The organism is Microcoleus sp. PH2017_08_TRC_O_A (assembly GCF_020738665.1).
Lineage (GTDB): Bacteria > Cyanobacteriota > Cyanobacteriia > Cyanobacteriales > Microcoleaceae > Microcoleus.
In genome coordinates, this window is the sequence record NZ_JAEQCE010000004.1 from 1 (window position 1) to 25,202 (window position 25,202).

General features: G+C 44.4%; 20 protein-coding genes and 1 pseudogene. 14 read left to right on the plus strand and 7 right to left on the minus strand.

Annotated elements, in window-relative coordinates; translation table 11 throughout:
• Window positions 1–122: 122 nt before the first annotated feature.
• The gene (locus JGK22_RS01755; protein ID WP_293219321.1) at window positions 123–446 is read right to left on the minus strand and encodes a hypothetical protein; all 324 of its coding nucleotides are present in this window, start codon (window positions 444–446) and stop codon (window positions 123–125) included.
• Window positions 447–493: 47 nt separating this feature from the next.
• Here JGK22_RS01755 and JGK22_RS01760 point away from each other — a divergent pair, with 47 nt between their 5' ends.
• Window positions 494–712: a hypothetical protein gene (locus JGK22_RS01760; protein ID WP_293184639.1), complete on the plus strand. Its 219-nt coding sequence runs from the start codon at window positions 494–496 to the stop codon at window positions 710–712.
• Between the two features lie 128 nt (window positions 713–840).
• Here JGK22_RS01760 and JGK22_RS01765 read toward each other — a convergent pair whose 3' ends face one another.
• Entirely contained in the window at window positions 841–1,533 is a 693-nt protein-coding gene (locus tag JGK22_RS01765; RefSeq protein ID WP_293219323.1) for an iron-containing redox enzyme family protein, read from the minus strand.
• Window positions 1,534–2,229: 696 nt separating this feature from the next.
• Between JGK22_RS01765 and JGK22_RS01770 the strand changes: the two genes are divergently transcribed.
• From JGK22_RS01770 to JGK22_RS01830, 13 genes and pseudogenes are all read left to right on the plus strand, one after another.
• Window positions 2,230–2,721, plus strand: a complete 492-nt coding sequence (locus tag JGK22_RS01770) for a PAS-domain containing protein (protein WP_293219325.1) — start codon at window positions 2,230–2,232, stop codon at window positions 2,719–2,721.
• Window positions 2,722–2,970: 249 nt separating this feature from the next.
• Window positions 2,971–4,249 (plus strand): annotated as a pseudogene (locus JGK22_RS01775) (transposase).
• Window positions 4,250–4,712: 463 nt separating this feature from the next.
• Window positions 4,713–4,826 carry a hypothetical protein gene (locus JGK22_RS01780; RefSeq protein WP_293219358.1) on the plus strand — a complete coding sequence of 38 codons (114 nt, stop codon included), beginning with the start codon at window positions 4,713–4,715 and terminating at the stop codon, window positions 4,824–4,826.
• A gap of 683 nt (window positions 4,827–5,509) precedes the next feature.
• Window positions 5,510–5,860: a hypothetical protein gene (locus tag JGK22_RS01785; RefSeq protein WP_293184628.1), complete on the plus strand. Its 351-nt coding sequence runs from the start codon at window positions 5,510–5,512 to the stop codon at window positions 5,858–5,860.
• A 90-nt stretch (window positions 5,861–5,950) separates the two neighbouring features.
• Entirely contained in the window at window positions 5,951–6,973 is a 1,023-nt protein-coding gene (locus tag JGK22_RS01790; protein WP_293184626.1) for a GntR family transcriptional regulator, read from the plus strand.
• A 1,551-nt stretch (window positions 6,974–8,524) separates the two neighbouring features.
• Window positions 8,525–8,776, plus strand: coding sequence for a hypothetical protein (locus JGK22_RS33185; protein WP_363319082.1), 252 nt, complete (start codon window positions 8,525–8,527; stop codon window positions 8,774–8,776).
• Window positions 8,777–8,983: 207 nt separating this feature from the next.
• Complete coding sequence (locus tag JGK22_RS01800) at window positions 8,984–9,226, plus strand: hypothetical protein (protein ID WP_293184621.1); 243 nt, start codon at window positions 8,984–8,986, stop codon at window positions 9,224–9,226.
• A gap of 673 nt (window positions 9,227–9,899) precedes the next feature.
• Window positions 9,900–12,110 carry a pyridoxal-dependent decarboxylase gene (locus JGK22_RS01805; RefSeq protein ID WP_293312216.1) on the plus strand — a complete coding sequence of 737 codons (2,211 nt, stop codon included), beginning with the start codon at window positions 9,900–9,902 and terminating at the stop codon, window positions 12,108–12,110.
• Window positions 12,111–12,598: 488 nt separating this feature from the next.
• On the plus strand, window positions 12,599–13,411 hold the full coding sequence (locus tag JGK22_RS01810; protein WP_293211700.1) for an RNA polymerase sigma factor: 813 nt from the start codon (window positions 12,599–12,601) through the stop codon (window positions 13,409–13,411).
• The gene (locus JGK22_RS01815) at window positions 13,351–15,015 is read left to right on the plus strand and encodes a tetratricopeptide repeat protein (RefSeq protein WP_293219333.1); all 1,665 of its coding nucleotides are present in this window, start codon (window positions 13,351–13,353) and stop codon (window positions 15,013–15,015) included. The genes JGK22_RS01810 and JGK22_RS01815 overlap by 61 nt, the downstream gene beginning before the upstream one ends.
• Window positions 15,016–15,199: 184 nt before the next feature.
• Window positions 15,200–15,580 carry a hypothetical protein gene (locus JGK22_RS01820; RefSeq protein ID WP_293312218.1) on the plus strand — a complete coding sequence of 127 codons (381 nt, stop codon included), beginning with the start codon at window positions 15,200–15,202 and terminating at the stop codon, window positions 15,578–15,580.
• Window positions 15,581–16,174: 594 nt separating this feature from the next.
• Window positions 16,175–17,767, plus strand: coding sequence for a right-handed parallel beta-helix repeat-containing protein (locus JGK22_RS01825; protein ID WP_293219337.1), 1,593 nt, complete (start codon window positions 16,175–16,177; stop codon window positions 17,765–17,767).
• Window positions 17,768–18,192: 425 nt separating this feature from the next.
• Entirely contained in the window at window positions 18,193–18,642 is a 450-nt protein-coding gene (locus tag JGK22_RS01830; RefSeq protein ID WP_293219338.1) for a hypothetical protein, read from the plus strand.
• A 179-nt stretch (window positions 18,643–18,821) separates the two neighbouring features.
• On the opposite strand, the gene JGK22_RS33190 is transcribed toward JGK22_RS01830, so the two are convergent.
• The 5 genes from JGK22_RS33190 to JGK22_RS01850 all read right to left on the minus strand — a co-directional run bounded on the left by JGK22_RS33190 (window position 18,822) and on the right by JGK22_RS01850 (window position 24,879).
• Window positions 18,822–18,911 (minus strand): hypothetical protein, encoded by a 90-nt coding sequence (locus JGK22_RS33190; RefSeq protein WP_366024844.1) that lies wholly within the window; start codon window positions 18,909–18,911, stop codon window positions 18,822–18,824.
• A 250-nt stretch (window positions 18,912–19,161) separates the two neighbouring features.
• The gene (locus tag JGK22_RS01835) at window positions 19,162–20,229 is read right to left on the minus strand and encodes a linear amide C-N hydrolase (protein ID WP_293219340.1); all 1,068 of its coding nucleotides are present in this window, start codon (window positions 20,227–20,229) and stop codon (window positions 19,162–19,164) included.
• Window positions 20,230–20,703: 474 nt separating this feature from the next.
• On the minus strand, window positions 20,704–21,693 hold the full coding sequence (egtD, locus tag JGK22_RS01840) for an L-histidine N(alpha)-methyltransferase (protein ID WP_293219342.1): 990 nt from the start codon (window positions 21,691–21,693) through the stop codon (window positions 20,704–20,706).
• Between the two features lie 268 nt (window positions 21,694–21,961).
• Window positions 21,962–23,011 carry a mechanosensitive ion channel domain-containing protein gene (locus tag JGK22_RS01845; RefSeq protein WP_293184599.1) on the minus strand — a complete coding sequence of 350 codons (1,050 nt, stop codon included), beginning with the start codon at window positions 23,009–23,011 and terminating at the stop codon, window positions 21,962–21,964.
• Window positions 23,012–23,205: 194 nt separating this feature from the next.
• Window positions 23,206–24,879: a sulfatase-like hydrolase/transferase gene (locus tag JGK22_RS01850; RefSeq protein WP_293312220.1), complete on the minus strand. Its 1,674-nt coding sequence runs from the start codon at window positions 24,877–24,879 to the stop codon at window positions 23,206–23,208.
• Window positions 24,880–25,202: the final 323 nt, after the last annotated feature.

The following is a 25,202-nucleotide window of genomic DNA, read 5'->3' on the forward strand; positions in this document are numbered from 1 at the left end:
CATCTGTCATCCAATGGCACGGGGGCAAAAACAAATTGAACCAGGGGCAAATAGTCTCGTGCGGCCACAATTTGCTCAAAAAGCTACCCAAATAGTCAATGATGGGTAGCTTTGTCCATAAATTAAGTTACAGTTCCTAACCCTTCCCACTTGCGGGTCAACACGCCCACTTCTTCGGCAATCTCTAAGTCGTAATTCTGCTCTTTGAGCGCTGCTGCAACTTCATTCTTGCTGTGGTAGTAGCCCAATCCCAACTCGGCGATCGCCTCTCGACTCATGCTCCTCTCGGCAATCAAGTGGTTGAGGGCGCCACTTCCTACTTCGCCCCACAGCCAATCCCGGCACTGGGCGTACACCGCAGCCAGTATCCCCCGGCGCATCTCCCACTTCGCTGCTATTTCTATTTCCCTAAGGCTGTGTTCGCGTTCGGGCAGCGCTGCTCCCACCCTCGAAGCTGCTTCCCGCAAAGCTTCTACCCAATCAATGGCGGTGCATGGAAGTGATTGCCCGGTTGCGTCCGCGTAGCGAGTGCGCTAGCGTAGTTCGCATCGTTTCCCAAGAGAATGACTTTGAAACAAGAAGGATGAGAGAAGAACATCCGCTCTTGAGGATCGAACGAGCCTTATCTGAGCTCAAGGACGAGACTGAGGAAAATCAAGTAATGCTGTTGGTAGCACGCCATTTGAGAGAATCGCAGCGCAAAGTTGGTTGAAGGCTGAAAGGCTCGGGTATGGCAACATTCACCTCAAGGCGTGGAATAGCAGCAAAAAGCTAATCGAAAACACCACCACCACTGGGCGCCACCGCTATTTTTGCTGCTATCAATGCGGGCGATCGCAATTACCTTGTCAAAGCTGCAACTTTTGAAAGCTCGTGTCTGTCCCCGGTAGTTTTGTTACCGAGAAGGCTCCAAGAGTCCAGCATCTGACCGTACAAACAAGTCATTTCCCAAGCAATCCGAGCGTAGACCTTACCCAAAGATGAGTCTTTCTCGCATTGAGGAATCAGGTCAAGTCCCATTGCTAGGTGCTGTTGGTCAATCTGATTATGGATTTGCCAGTAGCGACCCGCTTGCAGCCCCAGCTTTGCAAGCTTCGGACTCGCTGCACAGAAGAAGTCATAGGACACCCCTTCTGAGATTAAATTCAGTGTAATGATTTGGTGTGCGTTTGATTCGCGCAGGACTGAACGAAAGCAATATGCGTTTACTGATATGGTTTCAAGGGTTGCCGGCACGTTAGTTGGACTCTCATCGGGTTCCAGAAAATCATATGTGTGCATCCACTCAATTAGCCGTTCGCAGTGATCGACTTCCTCCATCGCATGTCGGGCAAAGCACCCTTGGTAATAAGGGTCGTGGCACATGGCATGGCGCAGAGATAGCGCCGAGGTAAAATCGCGGGATAGGTGATATAACTGGCGAATCCAACCTCTAATCTCCTCTGGCGTTGAAGTCACTGCCAAGGTTTCGTAAAAATGTCCATTTCGGAGGAGATTCCGATATTCTTCTGCCAAACTTAACAGCCACTGCATAGATCCACTCCTGCCGTATAATTTTACTTTGACTAGATTTGGTGCCTTTAGGGGGCGAAATTTGTTAAGCGCCAGTATATTATAATAATAAAGCAGTATACTAAAACCAGTCAAGTAGACTAATGCCCCTTGAGTGGCCCTACCGTGTTCTATTCTTTTTTCTCTCATTGCCAGACACGTAAGCGTTGCTATCCGCTAAACACTGGACAAAAGTGGACAAGATAGCCAGTCTAAGTCTCTAACCAGGCTACGTTAGTAAGGTCACGACACCTATGGGTGCTTTCCAGCCCATAGCTATGTCGCCGGAGATTAAACATCTCTATTTAGCTAAGGAAGTGTCTCCGGCACGACAAGCCCCACTAACATTGACGAGGAAAACATTACCGGAGAAATCCGAGGGGGATTTATCCCTAAGAAACGCCCCATTGAGGCGGGTCTTCATCGAACAGTATCAATAGCCTCTGTCCTGTAATGCCAGCAGGTATGCCAAAAAGAATGACCGCTTTTGAGGCGTCTTGGTTTTATTTTGTATGCTGAGTCCACGTTTGTCCAATTAATTGGCGATTAGAGACGTACCGATCGGAAAACCGATCCCAGGCCTTTGTGAAAGTGTCAGTTCTGCGTCTGTCCTGACACAGCGAAGTTTATTCGTACCGACCTACCTATTTTATGGGCTGATCGTGCAACCAGAGCAAGTTGCTTCCCAACTCTGTTAGACTTGCTTTAGGTATGCTTCATCAAAAATACCCAAACATCACAATTATGAGCAAATTATATCAAGGGAAAAGTCAATCTAATACGGGAATTCTTGTAGTCGATAATAACAGAAGAATAGTGAGTATAAATCGAAATTTTATAGAGTTGTGGAGTCTCCCAAAATACGTTATAGACTCACAAAACGAGTTCCAAGCTTTACAGTTAGCTTCTCACTATTTAGAAGAACCTCAAAAATTTGTTAAACAAATAACAGAAGTATACCAAAAGCCGGAATTGAATATTTATGCAATTATTAAATTTAAATGCGGTCGGCTGTTAGAGATATCTTCTCAGTCGCAATGGCTTGAAGAACAATATGTAGGGAGAGTCTGGAAAAGTCGCGAACTTGACAAATTCATATTTGATGAGCCAAAATTAATAGTTTATATTTGCCCTGATTTTTTTAGACATCTCCCAAAAAGAAATGGTTGACCGATCGCTCTTAAAGTATTATAAAACTTCATTCAGTTTGTAAGCAGGGATAAGCGATTGTGGTATCCTGTAATCAGGATGTTAAAAATAAAACTATCAAACTACGCTAAAACAATAATAAGTTACACAACCGCATGGGGAGGCGTCCAAGCCCTCTGGCATTGCCACATCCGGCATGACAGACAGAAAGTGGTTTAATTATAGTTGACTACTCCCCACAATCGCCGAGCTGAAAGAAGGAGGTTCAGAATGCAGCTAACAGAACGTCACATCATCAAATCTACCGAACACCGTTTTGCTCAGATTGACGAACTAGCTTTCAAATCGAAGAATCTTTACAATGCAGCCAATTATGCGATCCGTCAAAGCTTTGTGTATGGATGGGGCTACATCAATTACAACGAAATGAATCGCCTCATGAAATCTCACGAAGCTTACAAAGCAATACCCGCAAAAGTAAGCCAGCAAATCTTGATGTTGTTAGATAAAAATTGGAAATCGTTTTTTGAAGCTCTCAAAGCTTACAAAAAAGATGCCTCTAAATTTACGGGTCGTCCAAAACTACCTAAGTACAAAGATAAAGTAAAAGGTCGAAACATCCTGGTTTATACAAAGCAAGCGATTAGCAGCAGGCAGTTAAAGAGTGGAATTATTAAACTGTCGGGTACTGAAATTTCAATCAAAACCAAAATAAATCCCGAACAAATCTGTCAAGTTAGATTGGTTCCCAAATGCGATGCTTATGTAATTGAGGTAATTTACGATGAACCGGAGTCCACCGCTAGAATTAACAACTTCGTAGCTAGTATTGATTTGGGACTGGACAATTTACTGGCGCTAACTTCAAATCAACCGGGATTTATCCCTCTTTTGGTTAACGGGCGACCACTCAAATCGATTAACCAGTTCTACAACAAACGTAAAGCCCAATTGCAGTCTCAATTAAAAGGAAATAGCCAGACATCATCACGGATTCAACGCTTGACCCGGTGTCGCCACCAAAAAGTAGATAATTACTTGCATCACACCAGCCGATTAATCGTCGATATTTTGACGGCGCATCAAATTGGGACGCTAGTAATTGGTAAAAATGCACAGTGGAAAACCGGAATAGACCTGTCCAAACAAACTAATCAAAACTTTGTCAGCATTCCTCACGCTAGACTAATTGAGATGTTGGAATACAAAACTCGATTGGTGGGAATTAAAGTGATAGTTCAAGAAGAGTCTTACACCTCTAAGTCGAGCTTTTTGAACCTAGATCCAATTCCTGTTTACGGACATATTGATGCGTCGAATGTCATATTTAGTGGCAGGCGAATCAAAAGAGGATTGTACAGAACATCAATCGGTCAATTAATTAATTCCGATGTTAATGGTTCTTATAACATCCTCAGAAAAGCAATCCCAAATGCTTTTAGCACTCTTGATAGAGAGCTGCGTAGTTCAGCCGAGGCGGGTTAATCCGCTCAAAGTAAAAGCGAAGGGGGAGGGATTTAACGCCTCCCATGTCATGTGCAATAAATGACTATACTTTTACAAGCTATAATGAAGTTTTACCCCCTCTCAACATGAGCCAACTTCGAGAATATCTTGAAAAGCATCCATCCGAGACTCAAAGAATGTTGGGTATAGACTCCGACCAATTAATACAACTAATTACTAATGCCGAAAATCTGTATGCTCGTCAAAAAAAATCTTGCGTAAAGTCAGAAAACTCGGCTCATTAAACCCGGCAGTGGTCGCCCCCCTAAACTAACGATCGCAGATCAAATTCTGTTGACATTGGTGTACCTGCATAACTTACCTACTTTTCATCCGGTAAAGAGATTGTTGACGTAGTAGTAGGAGAAACCGGATCAACAGCCGACATAAACATTTGGAGAAAGCAGCGATTGTCACTCTTAACCTCACAAAAGTTTCAAGGGGATAAAGCTTATGTAGGATAACCGTTAATTAATACTCCTCATAAAAAACCTCGTCACGGAGTTCTGACCCCAGCTCAAAAAAGAGCGAATAAGTCAAAGACTCAAAAAAGAATCTTTGTCGAACATCTAATTAGATTACTAAAAATCTGGAGAGTAGCATCGGAAAGATTTCGCTGAAAATCGAAAAATTTTGGTGGTATGTGGATTAGTAAGATGGCGAATAGGTGCGATCGTTATGTGTCAATAAAAGTCCCTACAAGCTGAAAAAAAACAGTAAAATTTAGATCATGAAACCGGGCAGTTTTTATCGCTCGACCGTTGAAACCCTTATTGAAGCGTTGGTTTTGGCAGCCAGGCCCTTGAGCAGGGCTGTTTCATTCTCAGACGAATCATCGTTTTGTAGGGGTAGTGCCCCCGTGCCTACCCTCCCCCTCCACGATTTTGTAGGTGTTTCAGAGATCGGGCGGGCACTCTTGGCACCGCCCCTACAAGAGAATGAAACAGCCCTGGGCCCTTTAGGGGGCCGGGTTCCCAAAACCAAGCGGGGGAAGGGATTAGAATTATGGGAGAGGTCTACTGTATCGAAAAGCACAAAGATTTGGCGATGAAATCGCTGAAATCCTTACCCTGAGACACATAAGCTATATCAATCACCGGATAGCCAGGAGCGACCCGTAGTACCAGTCAACCAGTGTTATCTGGGAACTTTCGTGTTTCAGTTGTGGTAGGATGTATTGTAAGTAGGTAAAACTGTCCTTCTACAGTTTTAAAAGTGTGATAAGAAAATTAAATATTGGAGAAACAAACTAAATATTTATTTTTCTTAATAAAAAGTAACCCCGAACCCCAATCACTTTTTGATGTTGCCAATTTCAGACAAGTTAAAAAATCAAGATGCAAACTCTGGAATTTTGTTAGTAAACAGCCAGAGACAAATTTCAGGGCTGACTCCCAGTGTGTTAAAAATCTGGAATGTACCTGAATTTATTATCAGGTCACTATCCGATCGCCTAGCGTTGCAGTTTGTTGCCGAACAATTCGACAATCCCCAAGTTTTTCTCAAGAACATAACAGAAATTTACAAGCAGACTCAGCTAGAATTTCACGATAAAGTTCAACTGAGGGACGGCCGCACAATCGAACGCTATTCTAAACCGTTGTGGACTGATGGGGAATACGCCGGGCGTCTGTGGATATGTAAACTTAATTAATGGATAGAAAAGTACCCACAAAAAGCGGAGTGCAAACATACATTTTAAGAGAGAGGGCGCTTTTCGTACTGAATTTTAGAAATTGCTTGAATGTCAAAAAGATTAATTACTAAAATAGTCACAAATATGCCAGCTTACATGAAAGACCCGGTTTTACTCCCTATTGTTGTGGATACTGGAGCGCCACTAACAATTGCCGCTCAAATTACCGAGCAGATTAAGCTATTGATCGTGCGGGGCAGTCTCAAGCCGAACCAGCCACTACCACCGGGCGTTCATTTAGCAAAGCATTTAGGAGTCAACCACAATACTGTAGCCTTGGTGTACAACGAACTGATTAATTCAGGATATTTGATAGGTCTGCGGGGCAAAGGAACTTTTATCGCCGATTCCCAGTCTGTGAAACAAATAATAGCCCGGAAAAGTTTCTACGACTTGCTCGATCAAGCTTTTCGTTCTGCATCTCAAAGTGGGCTGAGCGTGTCGGAGTTTTCAGCAGCGGCTTACGCTCAAGCAGTCCTTGTCGATCGCCATCAAATCAACGTAGCATTTGTGAATTTTTTCCCAGATAGTATCGATATTGGCAGCAGCATTCAATCTGCAACCGGGTTAGCTTTAGTATCAATTGATTGGAACACGTTAAAAAATAAGGAAGCAGAATCAGTTCAACAGTTGTTGGCGGCAGATTTGGTGGTAACAACTATTAAAAACTTGTGGGATGTAGCGAAGCTGGCAGATCCCAACAAAGAAATAATCGGAATTGACGTGCAACCCGATATGCAATTGTTAAGCTGTATTTCACCGCTGCCCCGCAATGCCAAGCTGTTATTCGTATGTAAAGAACAAATTAGCAGCGAAGCGATGAAGGAGATAATCGAGTACAACGTGCATCACGTAGAGTCAGAAGCAGTTACCCTCGAAACCGTTCAAAATAATAAATGCGACCTGGATCAATTTGATTTGATAGTGTGTTCGAGTCAAGTAGAGAGTCGGTTGAGTAAATACGTCCCCCAAAACTTGAAAGTAATGACTTTTCGTATCGCCATAGATCCGATAAACTTGTTGGTACTTCAAGCTCGTTTGGCTGCTGTTGAAATGGAAAAGTTAATGTAATCCGAATCTTTCCAAACTTGTGAAACAACTCGAACTTTTCCCCAAATTCAACTCCAACTATCCGAGTCGGGCATCTAAATTGGCGATGAGCGCTGATGCCCTACATTCTTGGAAAAACCGAATTTTCGAGTGTCAGCAATTTGCTAGCACGCCCGCAACCGCAGCATGGAACTTTATTCGAGTTAACTCCCAATCCTTGCTACTCCGATACCCTCGACCCTTTTACCCTGCAACTTCACCGAAAAACGAGCCCGGCGTGCCTCTGGCTTTAGACATGAGGAGGAAGTCGGCAGCGGTTTCAACCGCCTTTAATATTTATTTACATAATGGATCTAAAGATTTGTTATAATTAGATTGTAAGTGTGCGATTCGTTTAGCCGAAACTGAGTAACAATACTTGGGGGATGACTAGGATGACTATAAAGTCATAATAACTGGATACACATCTGGGTGCGGGTCATTCTTAATCCCAGTCCGCAAGTGCAGCGGTTAAAGCATATCCCCTATCTTGTCAGGTAGCAACTAACAGGGTAAAGCGGGGATAAAAGACAGACTACTGGTAGCCGAAACTGGTAACTGTCAAGCAAGAGTTCATGTGCAGCGAAAGCAAAGATGTGTCTGAACCATCGTTATCTAAGATGGTCTAACGGCTCAATCAGAATAAACCCGTCGCAAAACACGGTAAAGACTGATTAAGACCAAGCCAAAAGGCAAGGATAGGGCATAGGCGATTGTTTACTCGACCTATAAGCACCGCCCATAAACCCGGTGGATAGCATCGCACTAAAAACTCAAACAATGTGTATTTGGAACGAAGTAAAGCACTCACAGCCCTTAAATAATTAAGTAGGTTGCTAGCCGTAAGCTGTGAGTGTGAGAGATGGTTGCAGAAGCCAAAGCTCTACCGTAATAGTAGAGATATGCTGACAGCGCCGGGTGGTGTAAAAGATGGAGACTGAGTAACCCTTTAAAAGCCTAATACCACAGAAAAATCTGATGGTGGGATGTAGGGGTAAAAGGAAAACTATCAAGTGGTATGAATCATTTCTGATGCGTTCGTACTATATCCATACCCAGGATTACATCACTCAGGAGCCGTGTGCGGTGAAAGTCGCAAGCACGGTTTTGTAGGAGAGGTGGTGGGGGACACCCTGCCATCGACTCTCTAATAAAAAACCCATCTACGTGTTGAAACTTGTCTAGTATCGGAGAAATCCCGGCGCAGTGAGCCACCACTACCATTCATGTAATAAGCCTGTATAACTGACAAGTAATGGCAGAATGTGTGTTGCGTACCTATCTGGCAAATGTGATGGATACTGACAAGCAAACACAATTTAAAGTAAGCGCAATTGCAATACCTTTTGTACGGGTAGTTGTTTTGAGCGAATAGAGGTGATTTGATAACGCCTTTGAGAGTTTTCCGATTCATTCAAGAATCTCCGTGGCTTTAGCCCTGGGGAGTATCAAAACCTTTCATTTTGCGATCGACCCGATTCGGGCGATCGCACTTGCCTCTACTTCGTTATCGATAACGCGCTCCCGCTGCTGCTGTACGTCGGAGAAACGCAGCGCACTCCAAAACAGCGGTGGATGAGCCACGATTGTCATAAATACATTGAAAATTACATCGGATTGCACCGGAGTTATTCTTTGGATGCGGCTGTGGGTATTGCATTTTGGTACGGAGCGCCCGGTAATCGCAAACAGCGGTTGCAATTGGAGTCAGAGCTGATTTATAAGTGGAAGTCGCCCTTCAATAAAGAGTGTTGGCAGTGGTGGGGACAGCCGTTCGGGAAGTGAAATGGCTGGAATAACGTATCGAATTGATGGCGCTAACAAAACACCCCTTGTCGTACCGATTCAGGTGAAAACCTACGCCAACTAAGAAATGAAAAAGTACCTCAACCTCGCCACCGCCCTCATCGCCTCCCTCAAACCCAAATCCCAGCCACCCGAAATCGATACTTGCGGTCAACCGCGTTAACTCAGGAACAGCAGCTAGCTCTCATGGAATGGTTGTTCGCTAGTTTGATGGGTGTTGGGTACTTCGGCAAAGCTCACCTGATTTGGGATGATGGCAAAGACAGGGAGCGGCAGATATTCACCGCATTGATGAGAAACGAGCCAATATTCCTCTATAGCCAAGGAACGCGACCCACCCCAACTGCTGAGGGATATTGCTGGCGGCTACTTGGCGAACATCCCAGTTTGAGTGTGTATCAGTTGCAGGTGGAAGTGGAAGGAAAGTGAGGGCAATGGAGAGCTATAAAAACCAGAAAGCCCACAAAATTGGGAAACATACACTGTCAAAATTTCGAGCTTTTTGTACGCGTGTAACATTTAAGACCTCAAAACCCGCCTCGAAGCGCTACTCCCCTCAACAGCATTCGAGATGGTGCAGGCGCGCGAAAGGCAATATATCAGTTGCACATAAAAATTGAAGCCTGTTGGTAGCGCAGAAGTGTTAAGAGCCTTTACCTAATCGATTCCAAGGTTCCTGCAAATGAGAGTTGCTGCAAAACTTGCATAAATCATTTGTATTGGCTACATATGATATCCGCAGCGAAATTTTAACTTGACAAACGTAAAATTTATTACTTATACTGCTATACAGGTATTTTAATACCGTACAAGCGGATAAAACAAGTCAGACCGAGCAAACTACCGAACCTTTGGTTTTTGCGGCTCTATTGACACGCAGGAAAATGTATCGACTGAAGTTAAACTTCCGTCGGGACTAAATGCGATTAAAACCAAATGAAATGCAACTAGCAAAGATTTTGCCTCAGTGACAGGCTTGAATGAGCGCAACTATTGGTGTTAACAGCCGCTCTCGTTCAAAACTCTCTATCGGTACTGTACCAATAGAGAAACAACAGCATGATTTATGGCGCGAACCTAACAACACAGGAATTATTGTTTGATGAATACTCCAAGAGACACTCAAAGTCAAGGCTTTGAAAAAGCCCGCCGCAACCTGCAAGAACTTTCCCGTTCTTCCAACCTTCCAAAACTGGACAGCACGTCAGGAACGCGCTCCCTTGAAGCATGGTTTATGGGGCCAAAGGGAGAAAATGCTGGCGTGCTGGAGACTTTAATTGTAGAAGCAATTCGCGACCAGGCTGAATGGAGAAATAATTATCATCCAGAAGATCCCAAGCACATTACAGACGAAATTAAGCAGTCTCCAGAATATTTACAGGCAATGGAGAATTTCAATGAGGGCTATCACTCATTGCTGGAGTTTCTTAAAAATTCAGTTCCTTTCTTCAGCATGCGCTATCAAGGGCACATGGACTGGGATTTGACAATGCCGAGCGTGGTTGGTTACTTCGCGGCGATGCTCTACAACCCCAATAACGTAGCATTTGAAGCATCAACAGCAACGACCTACCTGGAAATTATCGTCGGTAACGATTTGTGCCTCATGCTGGGATACAAAATCCCGGAAAATGAGGAAGAGATTGCTCCCTGGGGACACATAACTTGTGGGGGTACAGTTGCCAATATAGAGGCTCTATGGTCAGCTAGAAATCTCAAGTTCTATCCCATTGCTTTGCAACAAGCTGTAATCAACGACTTGAAAGAAGCAAAAAATATCGAGGTTTCTTTTTACGAAGATGGTATTTTGGTGGTGAAGCCTTTAATTGAACTAACCGTTTGGCAACTGCTCAACCTCAAAGCCGATGACATTCTAGGATTGCCCGCCCGTCTAGAATCGGAGTGTGATATCGATTCGACTGTCCTCTCAGATGCTGTGTCAAAATATTCGCTGCAAGATTTGGGAATACAAAAGTTTGCCAAAAATTTCCTGAGCGATGTGCCAGAACCTTTGTTTTTTGTACCGGGCAGCAAGCACTACTCTTTCCCCAAAGCAGCAGCACTGTTAGGCATGGGAGCGTCTCACATGCAAGACGTTGATGTGGATGCGAACGGTCGAATGAAGATAGATGTTCTGCGCGCTCACCTCGATAAATGCTTGGTAGAAAAAAGACCGGTGTACACAGTAGTTGCGGTGATGGGAAGCACTGAAGAAGGTGCAGTTGACCCGCTGCGGGAGATTCTCAATCTGCGGGACGAATATCGCAAACAAGGTTTAGAATTTACAGTTCATGCTGATGCAGCTTGGGGAGGCTATTTTGCATCTATATTGCGCGATGACTTTGAAATCGAACCCCTACTCTTTCGCTCCGCTCCCCCACCAATTTCACCGTTAAGTGCCTACGTAACCACCCAATTTGAAGCGCTCGGCGAGACTGATTCTATCACCGTCGATCCTCATAAAGCAGGTTACATCCCGTATCCGGCAGGAGCACTTTGCTACCGCAATTCAGCCATGCGCTCTCTAGTTACCTTTGCTGCGCCTTATATATTTCACGGCGATGCTGAACCAACAACAGGTATTTACGGTATAGAGGGTTCTAAACCCGGGGCTGCTTGTGCTTCAGTATATTTGAGCCATCGAGTAATTCGACCAACAAAAAGCGGCTACGGCAAACTCTTGGGTCAGGCTTTGTACAGTTGTGACAAGCTTTACGCACGGCTAATGTGCATGAACAAGCCCGAAGATAGTTTTATCGTAGTTCCCCTATCCGCTCTCCCAAACGGTGTTACCGAACAACAAGTTGGGGATTTGATTGATGGCAAAACTAATGAGGAGATCCAAAATAACCCAGACGCAATGGCCCTCCTGAAAGAAATTGGACCCGACCAAAATATCTTGGTCTATGCTTTCAACTTCAAGACTCCATCGGGCAAAGTCAACAACAATTTAGAGAAGGCAAACAAACTCAACCAAAAAATTTACGAGAAGCTGAGCATCAAACCGGAGACTGATATCTCTGATTACGATCTGATTGTGAGCACGACGGATTTCTACGAAAAGTCCTACGGGATAGAATTCATCGAAACCTACAAAAAACGTTTGTTGGAAGTAGATGACTCATCAGACATGCCCATCACCGTTTTGCGTTCTGTAGTGATGGACCCCTGGGTCACAGAAACTGCAACTGGTTCATTTATTGACGTGCTAGAAAAAATATTGCGCGATACAGTTAACCAGGTTATCAACGAAAATCCCGGTGATTTCCAAGTCGAAAATATAATGCCGGTGATTTCCGAGTCGAAAATGTAATGCAGTCCAGCGCTTCACAGATGCGCGCGCATTAGGATTAAAAGCCTGGGCGGTTTGTTCTTTTTCTTGATTTCTCACCAATCCAGAGTACGGATTGTTGAATCAGGGCAGAGAGCCGTAGCTGGCAGCAGGTAAATCAAGTACGAAATGCCAAGATGGAGATGCAATTCGCATCGGCATTCGTACTTGAGTTACTAGCAAACTACATATTGGATGGGTTCTACAGGTATGGCTTGCAGGCAAAATTCATTAAAAAAAGCAACAGCAAGAGTTTGTATGATTTTACATTTGGTTGCACAATACGGTTGACTCACGCCTATTTACCAGTCAATTTGAGTGTAAAATTTGGGTAAGTATTACTAATATTTAGGTAGGGTATTTTCCTAGACCCTGGTGTTCAGCAGCTTTGATAGAACGATCGCGGTGTGACTGTCAACCACAACCTCCAAGATTACTTGAAACTTACAGCCAGAGTTTAGGCATTAGAAATGAAATTAGGTTCTCAATTATCTAGCATTTCAAAGCAGTCGGATCGCTCGTCAGATACAAGCACAAATTTTTGGCAACAATGGAACCAGCACCGAGATTATCTTTACCGTTGCTGTTTGAAGTGGATGGACGGAAACGCGACTAATGCCGAAGAGGTACTCAGTCGAGCGATGCTCAAAGCCTTTGAGAAGAGTCAAGATTCTACTGGTGTCATCACTAATTTTAAAGCTTGGTTGACCCGACTGACTTATAACCTCTGTATGGATATACATCGAGAAAATAAGAGGTTGGGCGATCGGGTTGAGAGTTTGGAAGTAATAATTGAAAAAGGGGAAGAGGGACTGGTTTCTCTCTCCCATAGTCCTGAAACTGTCGCTTTACACTGCGAATTAGCAATGATAATCCAACGCGCTATTGAGGATTTGCCGCCCAAACTGCGCGAACCTTTTATCCTACACTTCATTGCGGAAAAATCCTATCTGGAAATAGTACAAAAGCTAGGTGTATCCTACGAAAACCTTCGCAAACGTATTTCACAAGCGCGAAAAATTCTGCAAAAGCGTTTGACAAAGTATTTGTCAGGGTTGGACAATTCTCTGTTAAATTCCTCCGAGTCACCGGACAAAAAGGGAGAGCCCGGAATGGAAAGTTTTCACTCCGATGAAATAATCACGATTTACCAAAAAATAGCTCCATTCCCCCAACAAAAGGGGCGCTTTGATTGTTCTCTTAATTATCAAGTAAGCGCAATATGTCTGGAAACAATTTTTCCTGCTTGGTACCAGTCACCCACTGCTCTGGGGTGGAGTTGAATGTTCATCTAGTCTTAGAAAAAAAGCTAACGAGACAAGAGCAGAAGCTGAACGCATTAAGTCAGTATGTGGAGCAGTATCCCTCGGGCTGGAAGAAACGCTTGGAATTAGCTAATCTCCTGTCAGTAATTGGTAACTGGGAGCGGGCGGTTGAGGAGTATCGCCAAGTCATTGAGCGGCAACCTCAATTAATAGATGTGTTGTTAAAATTGGGGAAACTCTTGCAGCTAATGGGAAGGGAAGCTGAGGCGATCGCAGTTTATCAGAGTGCCTTACCATTATGCGACAATGAAGGGATAGGACAGTATATCAATGGAGCGATCGCAATTTGTCGAGGTGACAGTAAAAAAGCCATCACTGCGTTGGAAACTGCGGCTAACCTACAACCAGATAACGTAGCTAACTGGCTGGTTTTGGGACAATTGCAGATGGGGAGAGAGAATCCTGTTGGGGCTTTAGGAGCCTTTGAGATGATTTTGTCACTTAACCCTGATGATATTGTCGCCTTAATTCATAGCTATGATGCCCTAATGGCGGTGGGGAATCTTCAGGAAGCACAGCGACGGTTGCATAAATTAATCGTCTTAGCTGCTGATGATTTCCGGGTACTTCAACGACAGTTGAATGAGCGTTGCGCGATGAGATTGGTATCTGGGAAGGAGGGGAAGGAGACGAAAAAGATAATTACCTCTGCTCTGCGACAGTATCCTCATGGGGCTGAGGCTCACAAATCTCTGGCATATTATCACATCTTTCGAGGAGATTGGAAGGAAGGTTTGGAGGTGTTAGCAGAGTTTACCGCACAACACCCGAATCATCCTCATGGTTGGTATTACTATGGGCGCTGCTTGTTTGAGACGGGGGAATATCAGAGGGCGGCGGAAATGATGCTAAAAGCTTATCATCTGTATCCCGATGAGTGTGAAATTTATCGGGCTTTGTGTGAGATTTTGCCTGTTGCGAAAATGACCTCTCTTCCTCTAACTTTCCCCTTAAAAAAGGGGGTCGAGGGTACTCTCCAAACAAAAGAGGGGAATAACATAACCCTTGCTTCCATAGTGGAAGAGATGCTAGAGCGTTTCCCTCAACGCTGGAGTGTTTGGGCGATCGCGGGGCGAGTGTTGGTGGAATGCTTTAAAGAGGTTGAAAGGGGGTGTCAGGTTTCCGAAGAGGGGACAAAACTACAGCCTCAGTTAGCTAATGCTTGGTTTTGTCATGGAAGGGTGTTGGCTTTGGCTCTTAAACATCGGGAAGCGGTGGAGGCGTTGGAGAAAGGATGGGAGTTTTTACCAGCAGGGGGTTCTCTGCAATCATTACCTGCTGCGCTTTGGCTGGGGGAGAGTTACCGAGTGCTGGGGGATGTTGGGGCGAGTTTGCGATCGTGGGAAGCAGCTTGTGAGGGATGTCAGGAATTGAGGGCATTTAATCCGGCTTCGGCTGATTACTGGCTGGGGAGGGCCTTGGTGGGGTTGGGGGATAGGTTGGGGGCGATAAAAGCTTATGAAAGTGCTTTGGGTCAGCAGTTGTTGTATCCGAATCGTGGGGAAGTTGAGAAGACTTTGAAGAGGTTGAAAGGTAAGGGGAGGAAGGGTTTGGGGGGTTGAGGGTGGATTTTGGGGGAGAAAATTTGCCTGTAAGTCGAAAAATTCACAAATGGGGGTTGGGAAACGTCATTAAAGTGCAAGCGGAAAAAACTTAAGTCGTCTCTAAAGTCCAAAACAGAAGCAACACAGGAGAATAAACATGACGTTAATCAAAAACCGACTGATGACCGTACTAGCAATACTCATGCTAGTTGTAAGCGGCATTAGCATGACAGTAAACCCCGCAAACGCCCAAGCAGCAACTATTGAGTGTCAGTCACAGACTCCTTACACACTCAACCCCGGCGATAAGTGCAACTTGGTAGGAGCAAGTAAAATTACTTCGTTGTACGTAAATGCAAGTATATTATTTGCACCAGACGGTACGCAGGATGTTAAAATTCAAGGACAGCCAGCAGCAGTAACATCAGAGTGTAACAAAACATTAACATTATCTGCTGCTATTCCCACGGCAACCCATAATTGTGTACGTGCTGCAAACACAACAGGCATTACTGTTGAAAACGTAGAAGTACCTTTTAAAGATATGCCTGTCCGTATTCGATGGGGCAATAATACATTGTAGGTCTAGCAACCTGCAATTGAAGATCCTCAAGCTCTGCCAGCATCTGATCGGCTTCGTGTCCAAGCCTATTACAAAGCAACTTACCCTAGTGAAGGAAATCCTTGGTACTGTGCCATTCCCGTCTATTCACCTACAAGAGGAGGATTTGTGGTTACTTGGATTGCAGCATCGGGAAATACCTTGGGTAAAACTACCATTACTGGACCGGATGTAACCAATCAAATCATAGAGAATTGTCAAGATCATGACTTAAACTGAGATCTAGCCCCATTCTCAACAAGACCTGAAAAATAGCATTTTTAAAGAATCAAGGGTTACAAGTTTCAATGATTGCAATAAATTAGACTTGCATTGGTGCAAGTCTAATTTATTGCAGTTCTATATGGTGTAGTTACAGTACAAATGATCTAAATTTCTACTGAGCGAGCATCCATCATCTAACCTGTAACTACCCCAGCGCGCAGCGCCATAAATCCCGTTACAGGGATGCGATAAACAGAAGTGGAACTGGATTCTATGTAGTAATTTTTGACAGGGTTGAGAAACGTCATGAAAATGTAATGACTTAAGTCTTAGAAGACCAAGGAAAAAACCATGAAACGAATTGCTCTAATCGTACTTGCAACAGTATTAGCTTTTAGTACCAGCCTTTTTGGGTTTGTTAATACCGCCCATGCCAACACTGGACAACCTGCTGCTATTAATCCTAGCGTAGTTCAACTATTAGCACAACCAGCACCTACCAGAGCCACAATTGTGGTGAATAGCATTAAAGATGCAGTGAATGACCCTAGCGTTACCACCTTGCGAGATGCGATCAATAAAGCCAACGCTGACTCTGAAAAAGACTTGATTGAGTTTGACCGTTCTTTATTCTCCACACCACAGATTATTACCTTGCAGTTAGGAGAGCTGGATATTATTCATAGTTTAGATATCATTGCTCCACAAGATACACTGACGGGTAGGCCTTTGGTAACGGTGAGTGGAAATAATGCGTCGCGGGTTTTTAAGATTCAGTCGGGAGCAGCGGTGACGCTTGCTGGATTGATTGTAGAGTCCGGTCGTGTCACAAGCAAAAACGGAGGGGGAATCGAGAACTTGGGTAAACTTACCTTAGATAGCAGTATTGTTCGCAATAATTCTGCATTGAATAGTTCTGGATCGCTTCATAATACTGAGGGAGGTGGTATTGATAGCACTGGTGACTTAACGGTAAATAACAGTAGCATTACAGGTAATTCAGCACACTCTGGCTCTGGTATTTATAGCCATGGCAACTTAATGGTAAACAACAGTACCATCAGCGATAATTCAGGAACTTGGTTTGGTGGCGGTATTTATCATACAACTGGCACCCTTACGGTAAACAACAGTACCATTAGCGATAATTCGGGAATTGGCTTTGGCGGCGGCATCTATAATGACAGAGGCACCATGAGGGTAGACAAAAGTACGATAAGTAGTAATTCGGCTAACTCTTCTGGTGGCGGCGGCGGCATCTATAATGACGGAGGCAACATCATAGTAAATAACAGTACCATTAGCCGTAATTTAGCTGGCGCTGATGGTGGCGGCATCTTTAATAACAGCAATAGCACCATTACAGTAATTAACAGTACCATTAGCCGTAATTCGGCTGGCACTTTTGGTGGCGGCATCAATAACTTGGGCACCAATACAGTAATTAACAGTACGATCAGCGATAATTCGGGTGGGTTTAGCGGCGGCATCACAAACTTGGGCACCAGCACAGTAATCTACAGTACCATTAGCAATAATTCGAGTAAATTTAGCTCCAGCGTGATTCATAATGGATCTAGCTCATTCACGGTGCGGAATACTATTATCAGTGGTGGTCAAACTCAATTTGCTCCGAGTACCGATGTATCAGGTTCATTTGCCAGTAACGGCTACAACCTGATTGGCAACAGCGGGGATAGTACAGGATTTGGCACTAAAGGAGACATCGTTGGTACAATTAACAACCCGATTGACCCCCTTCTGAGTTCATTGAGTGACAACAGTGGCCCCACCCAAACAATGCGTCTTCTCCCTAATAGCCGAGCTATTCGTGCTGGTGACCCAAAGAAACTGCCCACAGACCCCGAAACTGACCAACGAGGTAAACCTCGTCGTGCTGTCGATGGTAGTGCTGATATTGGGGCGTTCCAATTAACTCAATAGTGCGATCGCTTGATCTTGTAGGGTGCGTTAGCCAAAGCGTAACGCACCTTCTCAATTGTCGATGCGATGTCCACAATGCCATGAGCCAGAGAGCGATCGCTCATCAATTTTAATCCCTTAGTTGACCATTTGACGTTGGGGGCGATACAGGCTTATGAAAGTGCTTTGAGTTAGCAGTTGTTGTATCCGGCGAGCGGGGAAGTTGAGAAGATTTTGCGACGACTCAAAACTAAGGGGCGGAAGGTTTCTGGGGAATGAGAGTAGATTTTTGGGGAAGAAAATTTGCCTGTAACTCGAAAAATTCACAAATTGGGTTTGGGAAAGGTCTAAAAGATGTGGGAAAAAACAATACTTGGTTTTAATTACCTGTCTTGTATGATGCTCGTGTCAATATCGAACCATAATTACAATGGAGAATACCAATTATGTCAGGACATTTTTTGTTACTCAATCTGAAAACACAAGAACTTAACGACATAAAAAGAGCATGGACAGCTCCAAACGTAAAACAACCACAACTATCCCCGGTACAACACCAAAATGTAGGTTGGAACGCAACAAGTCGAAACACATTAAAACAAGCTCAAACGGAACAGGGCATAAAAAATAGGGATGGGTTGCCTCCACACATATATCTAGACTTCGGAGTAAATGAAATAAATGATAGCGCAGTACAATATGTGCTCAGTAATTCTATCGATAATGGGTGGGTAACAAGACTGCAAAAACCACCCAATATGGGATTGAAAGAGATTACCGTGAATGCACGAAATGAATGGAATCAAAACCGAAAAGCCCAAGCATTTATAAAACAACTAAAAGAAAATGGAGCAACGTTAGAAATATACTATCTAGATGGGGCAGAGATTAAATAATTAAGCAGTTTTTCAGAGACAGGTCTTCATGCCTACCGCATTAAATGTTTGCATGCCTGCATATCTGAATATGCGCATACCCAACATTAAGGCGTCTGTGACAGCAGGCGATTGCGTCATCCGCCGTTAGCATCGAACTGTAGGACGCATCATCAAGGGGAAACGTCTTTAGAGTGTAATCACCTAAGTCTTAGGAGACCAATGCCTTTAACCTTAGACCATAAAATTTCAATTGGGGAGAAATCAGAAGAATATGGGGGTATAAATATTAACCCCCACGACGGCTTATTTGATGGCTTTTTCTATTTCTTCTCCCTTATGAATGCCATAGTTATTCATAATTACACAAGCACCTTTCCAGAGTTGGGGAAGGAGTTTTCTGATAATAAAAGCCTCACAAGTATAGCGTTTCTGGGATAGATGAGGTATCTATCAAAGGTTGAAAACCTTGATGTACCTAGAATCTGGCATACCTCATCTATCCCAGAAAGGCTATACCTGACCCGGAAGCGTTGGCACTTAAGGGTGAGGCAAGAATTCAAACGGAACGGTCGCTACAAACTTTTCGGTGAGGTTGCCGCCCAACTCCCACTTTTCGATTAGTTTCGTCCCTTCAGGATGGTTTACTTCTTCGAGCATATCGATCTTCCGCACTTCCGAGCCTTCGCCAAGGTCTAATTCCTTGAGGTCGATCCAACAGACACTCGCACTGCGGGTGTTTGCGTAGTAATAAACCAGATTCTTGTGGTCGGAAACGGTGCTCCAAAGTGTGGAGGCAAGATTGGGCTTTTCGGGGTCTGCGATCCCGATCGGCACGGCGGCATTGCGAATTATGCTAAAGGTGGTTGCAATAGCTGTGCGTACATCGTTGATATGATCGCGCGGGACTGCCGATAGGTAAAACGAGCAACGGGCAAATCGATCGGAGGCGTTGTTAGTGCCCGGCAGCACGATCATGCCATCCTTTTTTTCCCAGTATTCGTTGATTGCCAGTTGTTTGTCGTAGGTCGGAGAATTGGTCATCACGATATAATCTTTACCGTGGTGGATTTGTAGCTTGCCGCCTACGTACTCGAAAATTGCGGAATCGCCAGTTGCGTCGGAAATTGACAGGTGAACTGTACTTTTCTTATTGCTGCCGTCCGGTATGACGGGCGCGTCCACCTCGAACAAATTGTCTGGTTCCATCGCTACAACCGCCTCTTTGACCGTGGCAAAACTATCGAGGAAGTACTGCGCCCATGCCGCAGTTGACATTTTTGGCAATTGTTCTTCCCCGTCCCCTCGTTCGTAGTCCGATTCTACCAGGAACAGCAAATTGGCAACCAAACCCTGAGTGTTGATACCGTCGGTAGTGCAAGCGTCTAAGGCGGAGGTAATTACGCTGCCGTACTTAGATGTCCACGTAAAGGAACTATCACCATTATTATTGTATGTTCCCCCCTGGCGCTCCATATTTGCTGGAAATGCCCAAATCTCGCTTTCAAGCGGGGCTGCCCAGTCCATGTTGCGACCGGTCACAACGTTACCAGCCGCAGTTGCCGATTTTAATGATTTTCCATCAACGTATAGAATTCTCGTACACATGATTCAGATAGCTCCATAGAAGGTATTGGCTGTTACAGAGTTTTGTTGGTTCTCCCACTGCTGTAACCGCTTAAATAAGTATACACCAAATATTACTTTTATAGCAATAGAGGCGAGGAAATAATTAACTTGAATCAGACCAGAGTTACGCACTCTTGACAAGCGAAAGTGCGGCTCGTACTATACCCGAAACCTACTAAAAAATGCGGTTATTCAAGCTCTGAGAAGTCGGTGTGTTAAAGCTTACTACAAATCAACCGTTTTGGGGAAATTTGTACCGATCGCTTTCTCGATCCAAATACTTTGACAGCAAGTCTTGAAACAAGAAAAGCACATCATCTACCTCGCGATTGAGAACGCACATTTTTAAATATAGTTCTAGTACGTGCTGCCGTCTGCGGTTGCGTATTTTCTAGATTAATTTGTATTGTTTGGAGAGTTGGGAACCAAACAATACCGAAGGCTCGGGGTGATTCATTTAGTGGCTTGACACAGAATTAAACCAAACCACTTTTGGGGATCTGTAAAGCTTTTTATGGTTTTCAGTCCTTTGGAGTCTAGTTCTTTTTCCACAGTGTCTAAATCAAATTTACGAGAAATTTCCGTAAGGATACTTTCGCCAGTTTTCCAGGTAACATTCAATCCAAGCTTTTCTAAATTCACTACATGACTTGTTTGGCAATGCAAGTACATTTCAATTTGGTTCTCTTGTTGATTGTAAATAGCTTGATGGGTGAATAAATTAGTATCAAAATCACCCTGAAAACGCCAGTTTAAATGGTCGAGCATATTTAAATTAAAAGCGGCAGTTATACCTTGAGAATCGTTATAAGCTGCTTCTAAAATTTGCTGGGGTTTTTGCAAGTCAATGCCGAGTAAAAAGTAATCTCCCGGAGCGAGTACATCTTTAATTTGGTTCAATAAAACATCGCATTCCTGCGGCGTGAAATTACCCAGAGAACTGCCCAAGAAGAAAATCATCCGCGCAGGCAAAGATGCAGGCGTTAATTGAGCGAGGGCTTGTTCGTAAGTCCCTATCAACCCTTGAACGTACAAAGCCGGATATTCTACTTGCAATTGAAGGGCGCTCTCTTTGAGAATGCTGGCGCTAACATCAACAGGCACATACTTACAGGAGTAATTTCGAGATTGATAAGCATTTAGCAAAAGGCGAGTTTTTGTGGAACTGCCACTGCCTAATTCTACGAGTTCGCAATCACCTGTTATCCGTGCGATTTCACCAGCATATTGGCGCAAAATCGAGGCTTCTGTGCGAGTTGGATAATATTCGGGCAATTCGCAAATTTGTTCAAAAAGTTGAGAACCGCGACTGTCGTAAAAATATTTAGCGGGTAAAGTTTTTGGGTTTTTGGTCAATCCTTGAATGACATCTTCGCCATCATTTTTTAGAGTAGAATGGCAATCCAGAATAGTTATTAGAGTTGTTAAAGAGGCGGTTGACATTTGGCTTTCCGAGAGTGCGAGTGCGGTAAATTTAGCAGGAATCCCCGTTGTTATTAAACGGAGCGGGATATTTTTCCCTCAAATGCTTGGATGACCGATATATTTGAGGTTGAATTATCGAGAGAAAAGCAGGCAATTTAGCATTAATGAGTGGAGTCAAGTACAGATGTCTGCTAGGACTGTAACTGTACTTCACCCGATTTTCAACCGCTATCGCACGATGCGAGCAAGCAGTTACTCTAAATTGACTTCGAGCCAACATGAATGCTCAATTGTTGGTTGCTTGCAGGCTCTTTTTGTATTTTTCAGGTTCCGTTCTTAGTTCCACGTGTAGGAAATCTATTCCTTCTTTTTCGAGTAATTCTAGTATAGCTAGATTTAAGTTTTTCTCAGCATCAAAGTAGAAATTATCGTCATTGACAACTGCCATAATTTCAATAACCCGGGCATTTTTGTCAATTTGTTTGAACCGCACCGTACACGACGGAGACAAGCCTTGAATGTACTTCGGCAATTCTTCAAGCTTTTCACAAATCCGCGCCGTTTGCCCCGCCGAAATGCCGTCTATTTTGAGAGTCAAGACTAAGCCCCATTTTAATTCTTTACCCGGATTTTGCGACCAGTTTTCGACAATTCCAGAAATCATTTTGGAATTGGGCATTTTGATGATAGAACCCCACTTAGTTATATGTAGAGTTGTAGTTCTGAATCCAATATTGAGTATCTGCACGAAACCATCGACCCCGGATATCCCCACCCAGTCACCTTCTCGGTAGAGATTGTCGGAGTAAATAATCAGGGTGCAGAACCAATCGTAAACAATATCTTTCAGCAGCAAACCAAAAGTGATACCGGCACCGCCCAATAGCCCCACCAATGCAGCAGCAGATTGTCCTAAAAATGCCTCGCTGATCTTGATGATAAAGACAATAATTGCTGCTGATTGAAAAATCTTGGGCATTAAAGGTCTGAGCAATTCATCGAGCTCTGTTTCGGTGTGCAGCACTAAGTTGGCTATAATCTGACCGAAAATAGAAGAGCATCGGTAAATAACATAGGCAACTATGAAAATAACTGTATAGTTGAGCAGGCTACCGATTGTTTGATTTAGTTGAGAACCTAAGTTATCTGCCAGAATTTCTTTACTCAGCCAAAATCCACCTATCAGAATCAGCCAACTTAAAGCAGGCTTGATAATTGTAATCAACTCATCATCAAGTGTTGTTTTAGTTTTGCTAGTAAAACTCTCAATAGTTTTAACAATGACTGCTACGAAAAATCGCCTTAACGTCTGTGTCAAGGTTAGAACAACGAGCACAATAGCGATTCTAGCAATCGGTATGCCAGAGTAATTGATATTCTTTAACGTATCCCAAACTGCTTCCATAGGTTAACCAACTGGTAATTGAGTTTTTCTAATTGATCGATCGAATATTGCCCAAATCAGAGAAAGGAGGGAAAACACGATCCTCTCCCTAGTTTGGCGGGACTCCTTACTTCGGCGCTCGCGCTCTAGATATCGGTGGGTTTGGTGGCGGGTGCGCCTCGGCTTAACAAGGTCTTCTGGGGAGGCCATTTGAAGGCAGTCGGCATAGTTCCCAGGCGATTCATAGCCTCTTGCAATTGCCGCTCCAATTCCCACTGCTGCTTGTTAATCTCGGGATCGCCATTACCAGCTAGGTTCTTGTCCTCGTAAGGATCTACTTCTAGGTTATAGAGTTCCCAATCCCCTTCGGCACCCTCAGCCTTCGCCTCGTCTTGTTCGTTGAAGTAGACCGAATATTTCCACTTGGAAGTCCGAATCGTTCGGACGATACTGGGGTGCAAAATCCTCTGCTTCGGTTTATCTTCTGGAGGAGGTATAACCGCTGGATTATCGTCGTATGTAAAGTGGATGGATTCCTGGACAGTGGAAGTCGGATTGTTGAGAATTGGCGACAAATCTTGCCCGTAAAAAATCGTCGGGTTGGCTGTTGCTGGAATCGCTTCCTCCGGTTTGTGCCACTCGACACCAAGCAACGAGGCGATGGTCGGAGTCAAATCGACGCTGCTGGCAAGGGATTGGGTAGTCTGCGCTGTAGGCCAGGCTACAGGATTGGAGAACACGAAGGGTATGCGAATGCTTTCTTCGTAAGCGTTAAAGAATTTCTCAACTAAACCGTGGCTCATAGCCATTTCACCGTGGTCAGCGAAGCGGATAATCAGGGTATTGTCGATCAGATTCTGCTTCGCCAGACAGTCCAGGAGTTGCTCGATTTGTCGATCGACCAAAATCTGGAGATAGGCGTAGAAGTTGACATAATCCTGCGGTCTGTGCTTGGGAGGCATCTTAGAGCCAGGTCGAGCGAAAGTCCACCAGCTCGCTGAGGCGTGGGCGCGAGGCTCTGAGTGTAAGTTATCCAAGAGGTGTTCGTTCAGATGCTGCCTGTAGTTACGTGGCAGCTCCACGATCGCCTCAGTGAGGGTACTGCTTGCATATCCAGAGCCACCCAGCCCTCTGAACGCTACGAACCCGTCGTGAGGATTGACAAAGGACGCAACCAGGCAAAACGGATCTTCAGCCTTCTCGTCCTGCCGTTCCACGAACTTCAGCATATCGGCGAGGTAACGGCTGTCGTTATCTGCCTCGCCACCGCCGAGGGTATTGTAGTCGCTGATGGTGATGCCTGCGTCCGGGTCATCCCATTCCGTGAATCCAGCCTCGATGGGGCTAGTATCAATTTCTCCAAGGTGCCATTTGCCGAGCCAAGCACGTGTTTTGTAGCCAGCCTTCCCTAGGACATGGGCGAGGTTGGGCAACTGTGTGTTCAGAGGCTCCTTCGGCTGTAGCTGACCAGTATCCGTTGTTTTGTGCTTTGCCGGATACTGGCTGGTCAAGAAAGTTGCGCGACTGGGGGCGCAGGCAGAAGCGGCGGTGAATGCCCGATCGAAACTCAAACCGTTGCTCATCAACTGCTTCAGTGCGGGGAGCCTGTAGATGAAGTCCCGCGGATAGTGCTGCAAGGCGCGCTGTTGGTCGGTAATGATAATAACGATGTTGGGCTTTTTGTACTTGGCGAAAAGATCCTCAATTGCCATTTTTGGGTATGAAGTAAATAGGTTTGGGGGAGCCGTGCAGGAGCGGCAAGAACTGAAGCCAGTTATAAGTTGTAGAGGGAAAATATCAGAAATATTTGGCCGTCTCAAGCTTTGAGTCCACCCGCTTGTCGAGTGGGTGGCCCTACACAAGGAAGAAAATCGCCATCGGTTTTTTCCGATTCGCTTTAATTACCCAGGATTTGGATTAAATCAGCCGTTTTCTGGAAAAATAGTTAGATTTGACTGGTTGTTCGCCTCAAAAGATAGATTACTTGAATTTGCGCCTAAAAAAACTTTTTAGCTAAAAAGTTTTGTTAACTTTTGTTTCCGGCTTGCAGTCATCTTTTTTCTTATTTATTTGGTGTATTAATTTATACGGCTTCAAGCACAGAACTAGGATGAGAACTAGCTTCCAGCCTTTGCTGGCGCTA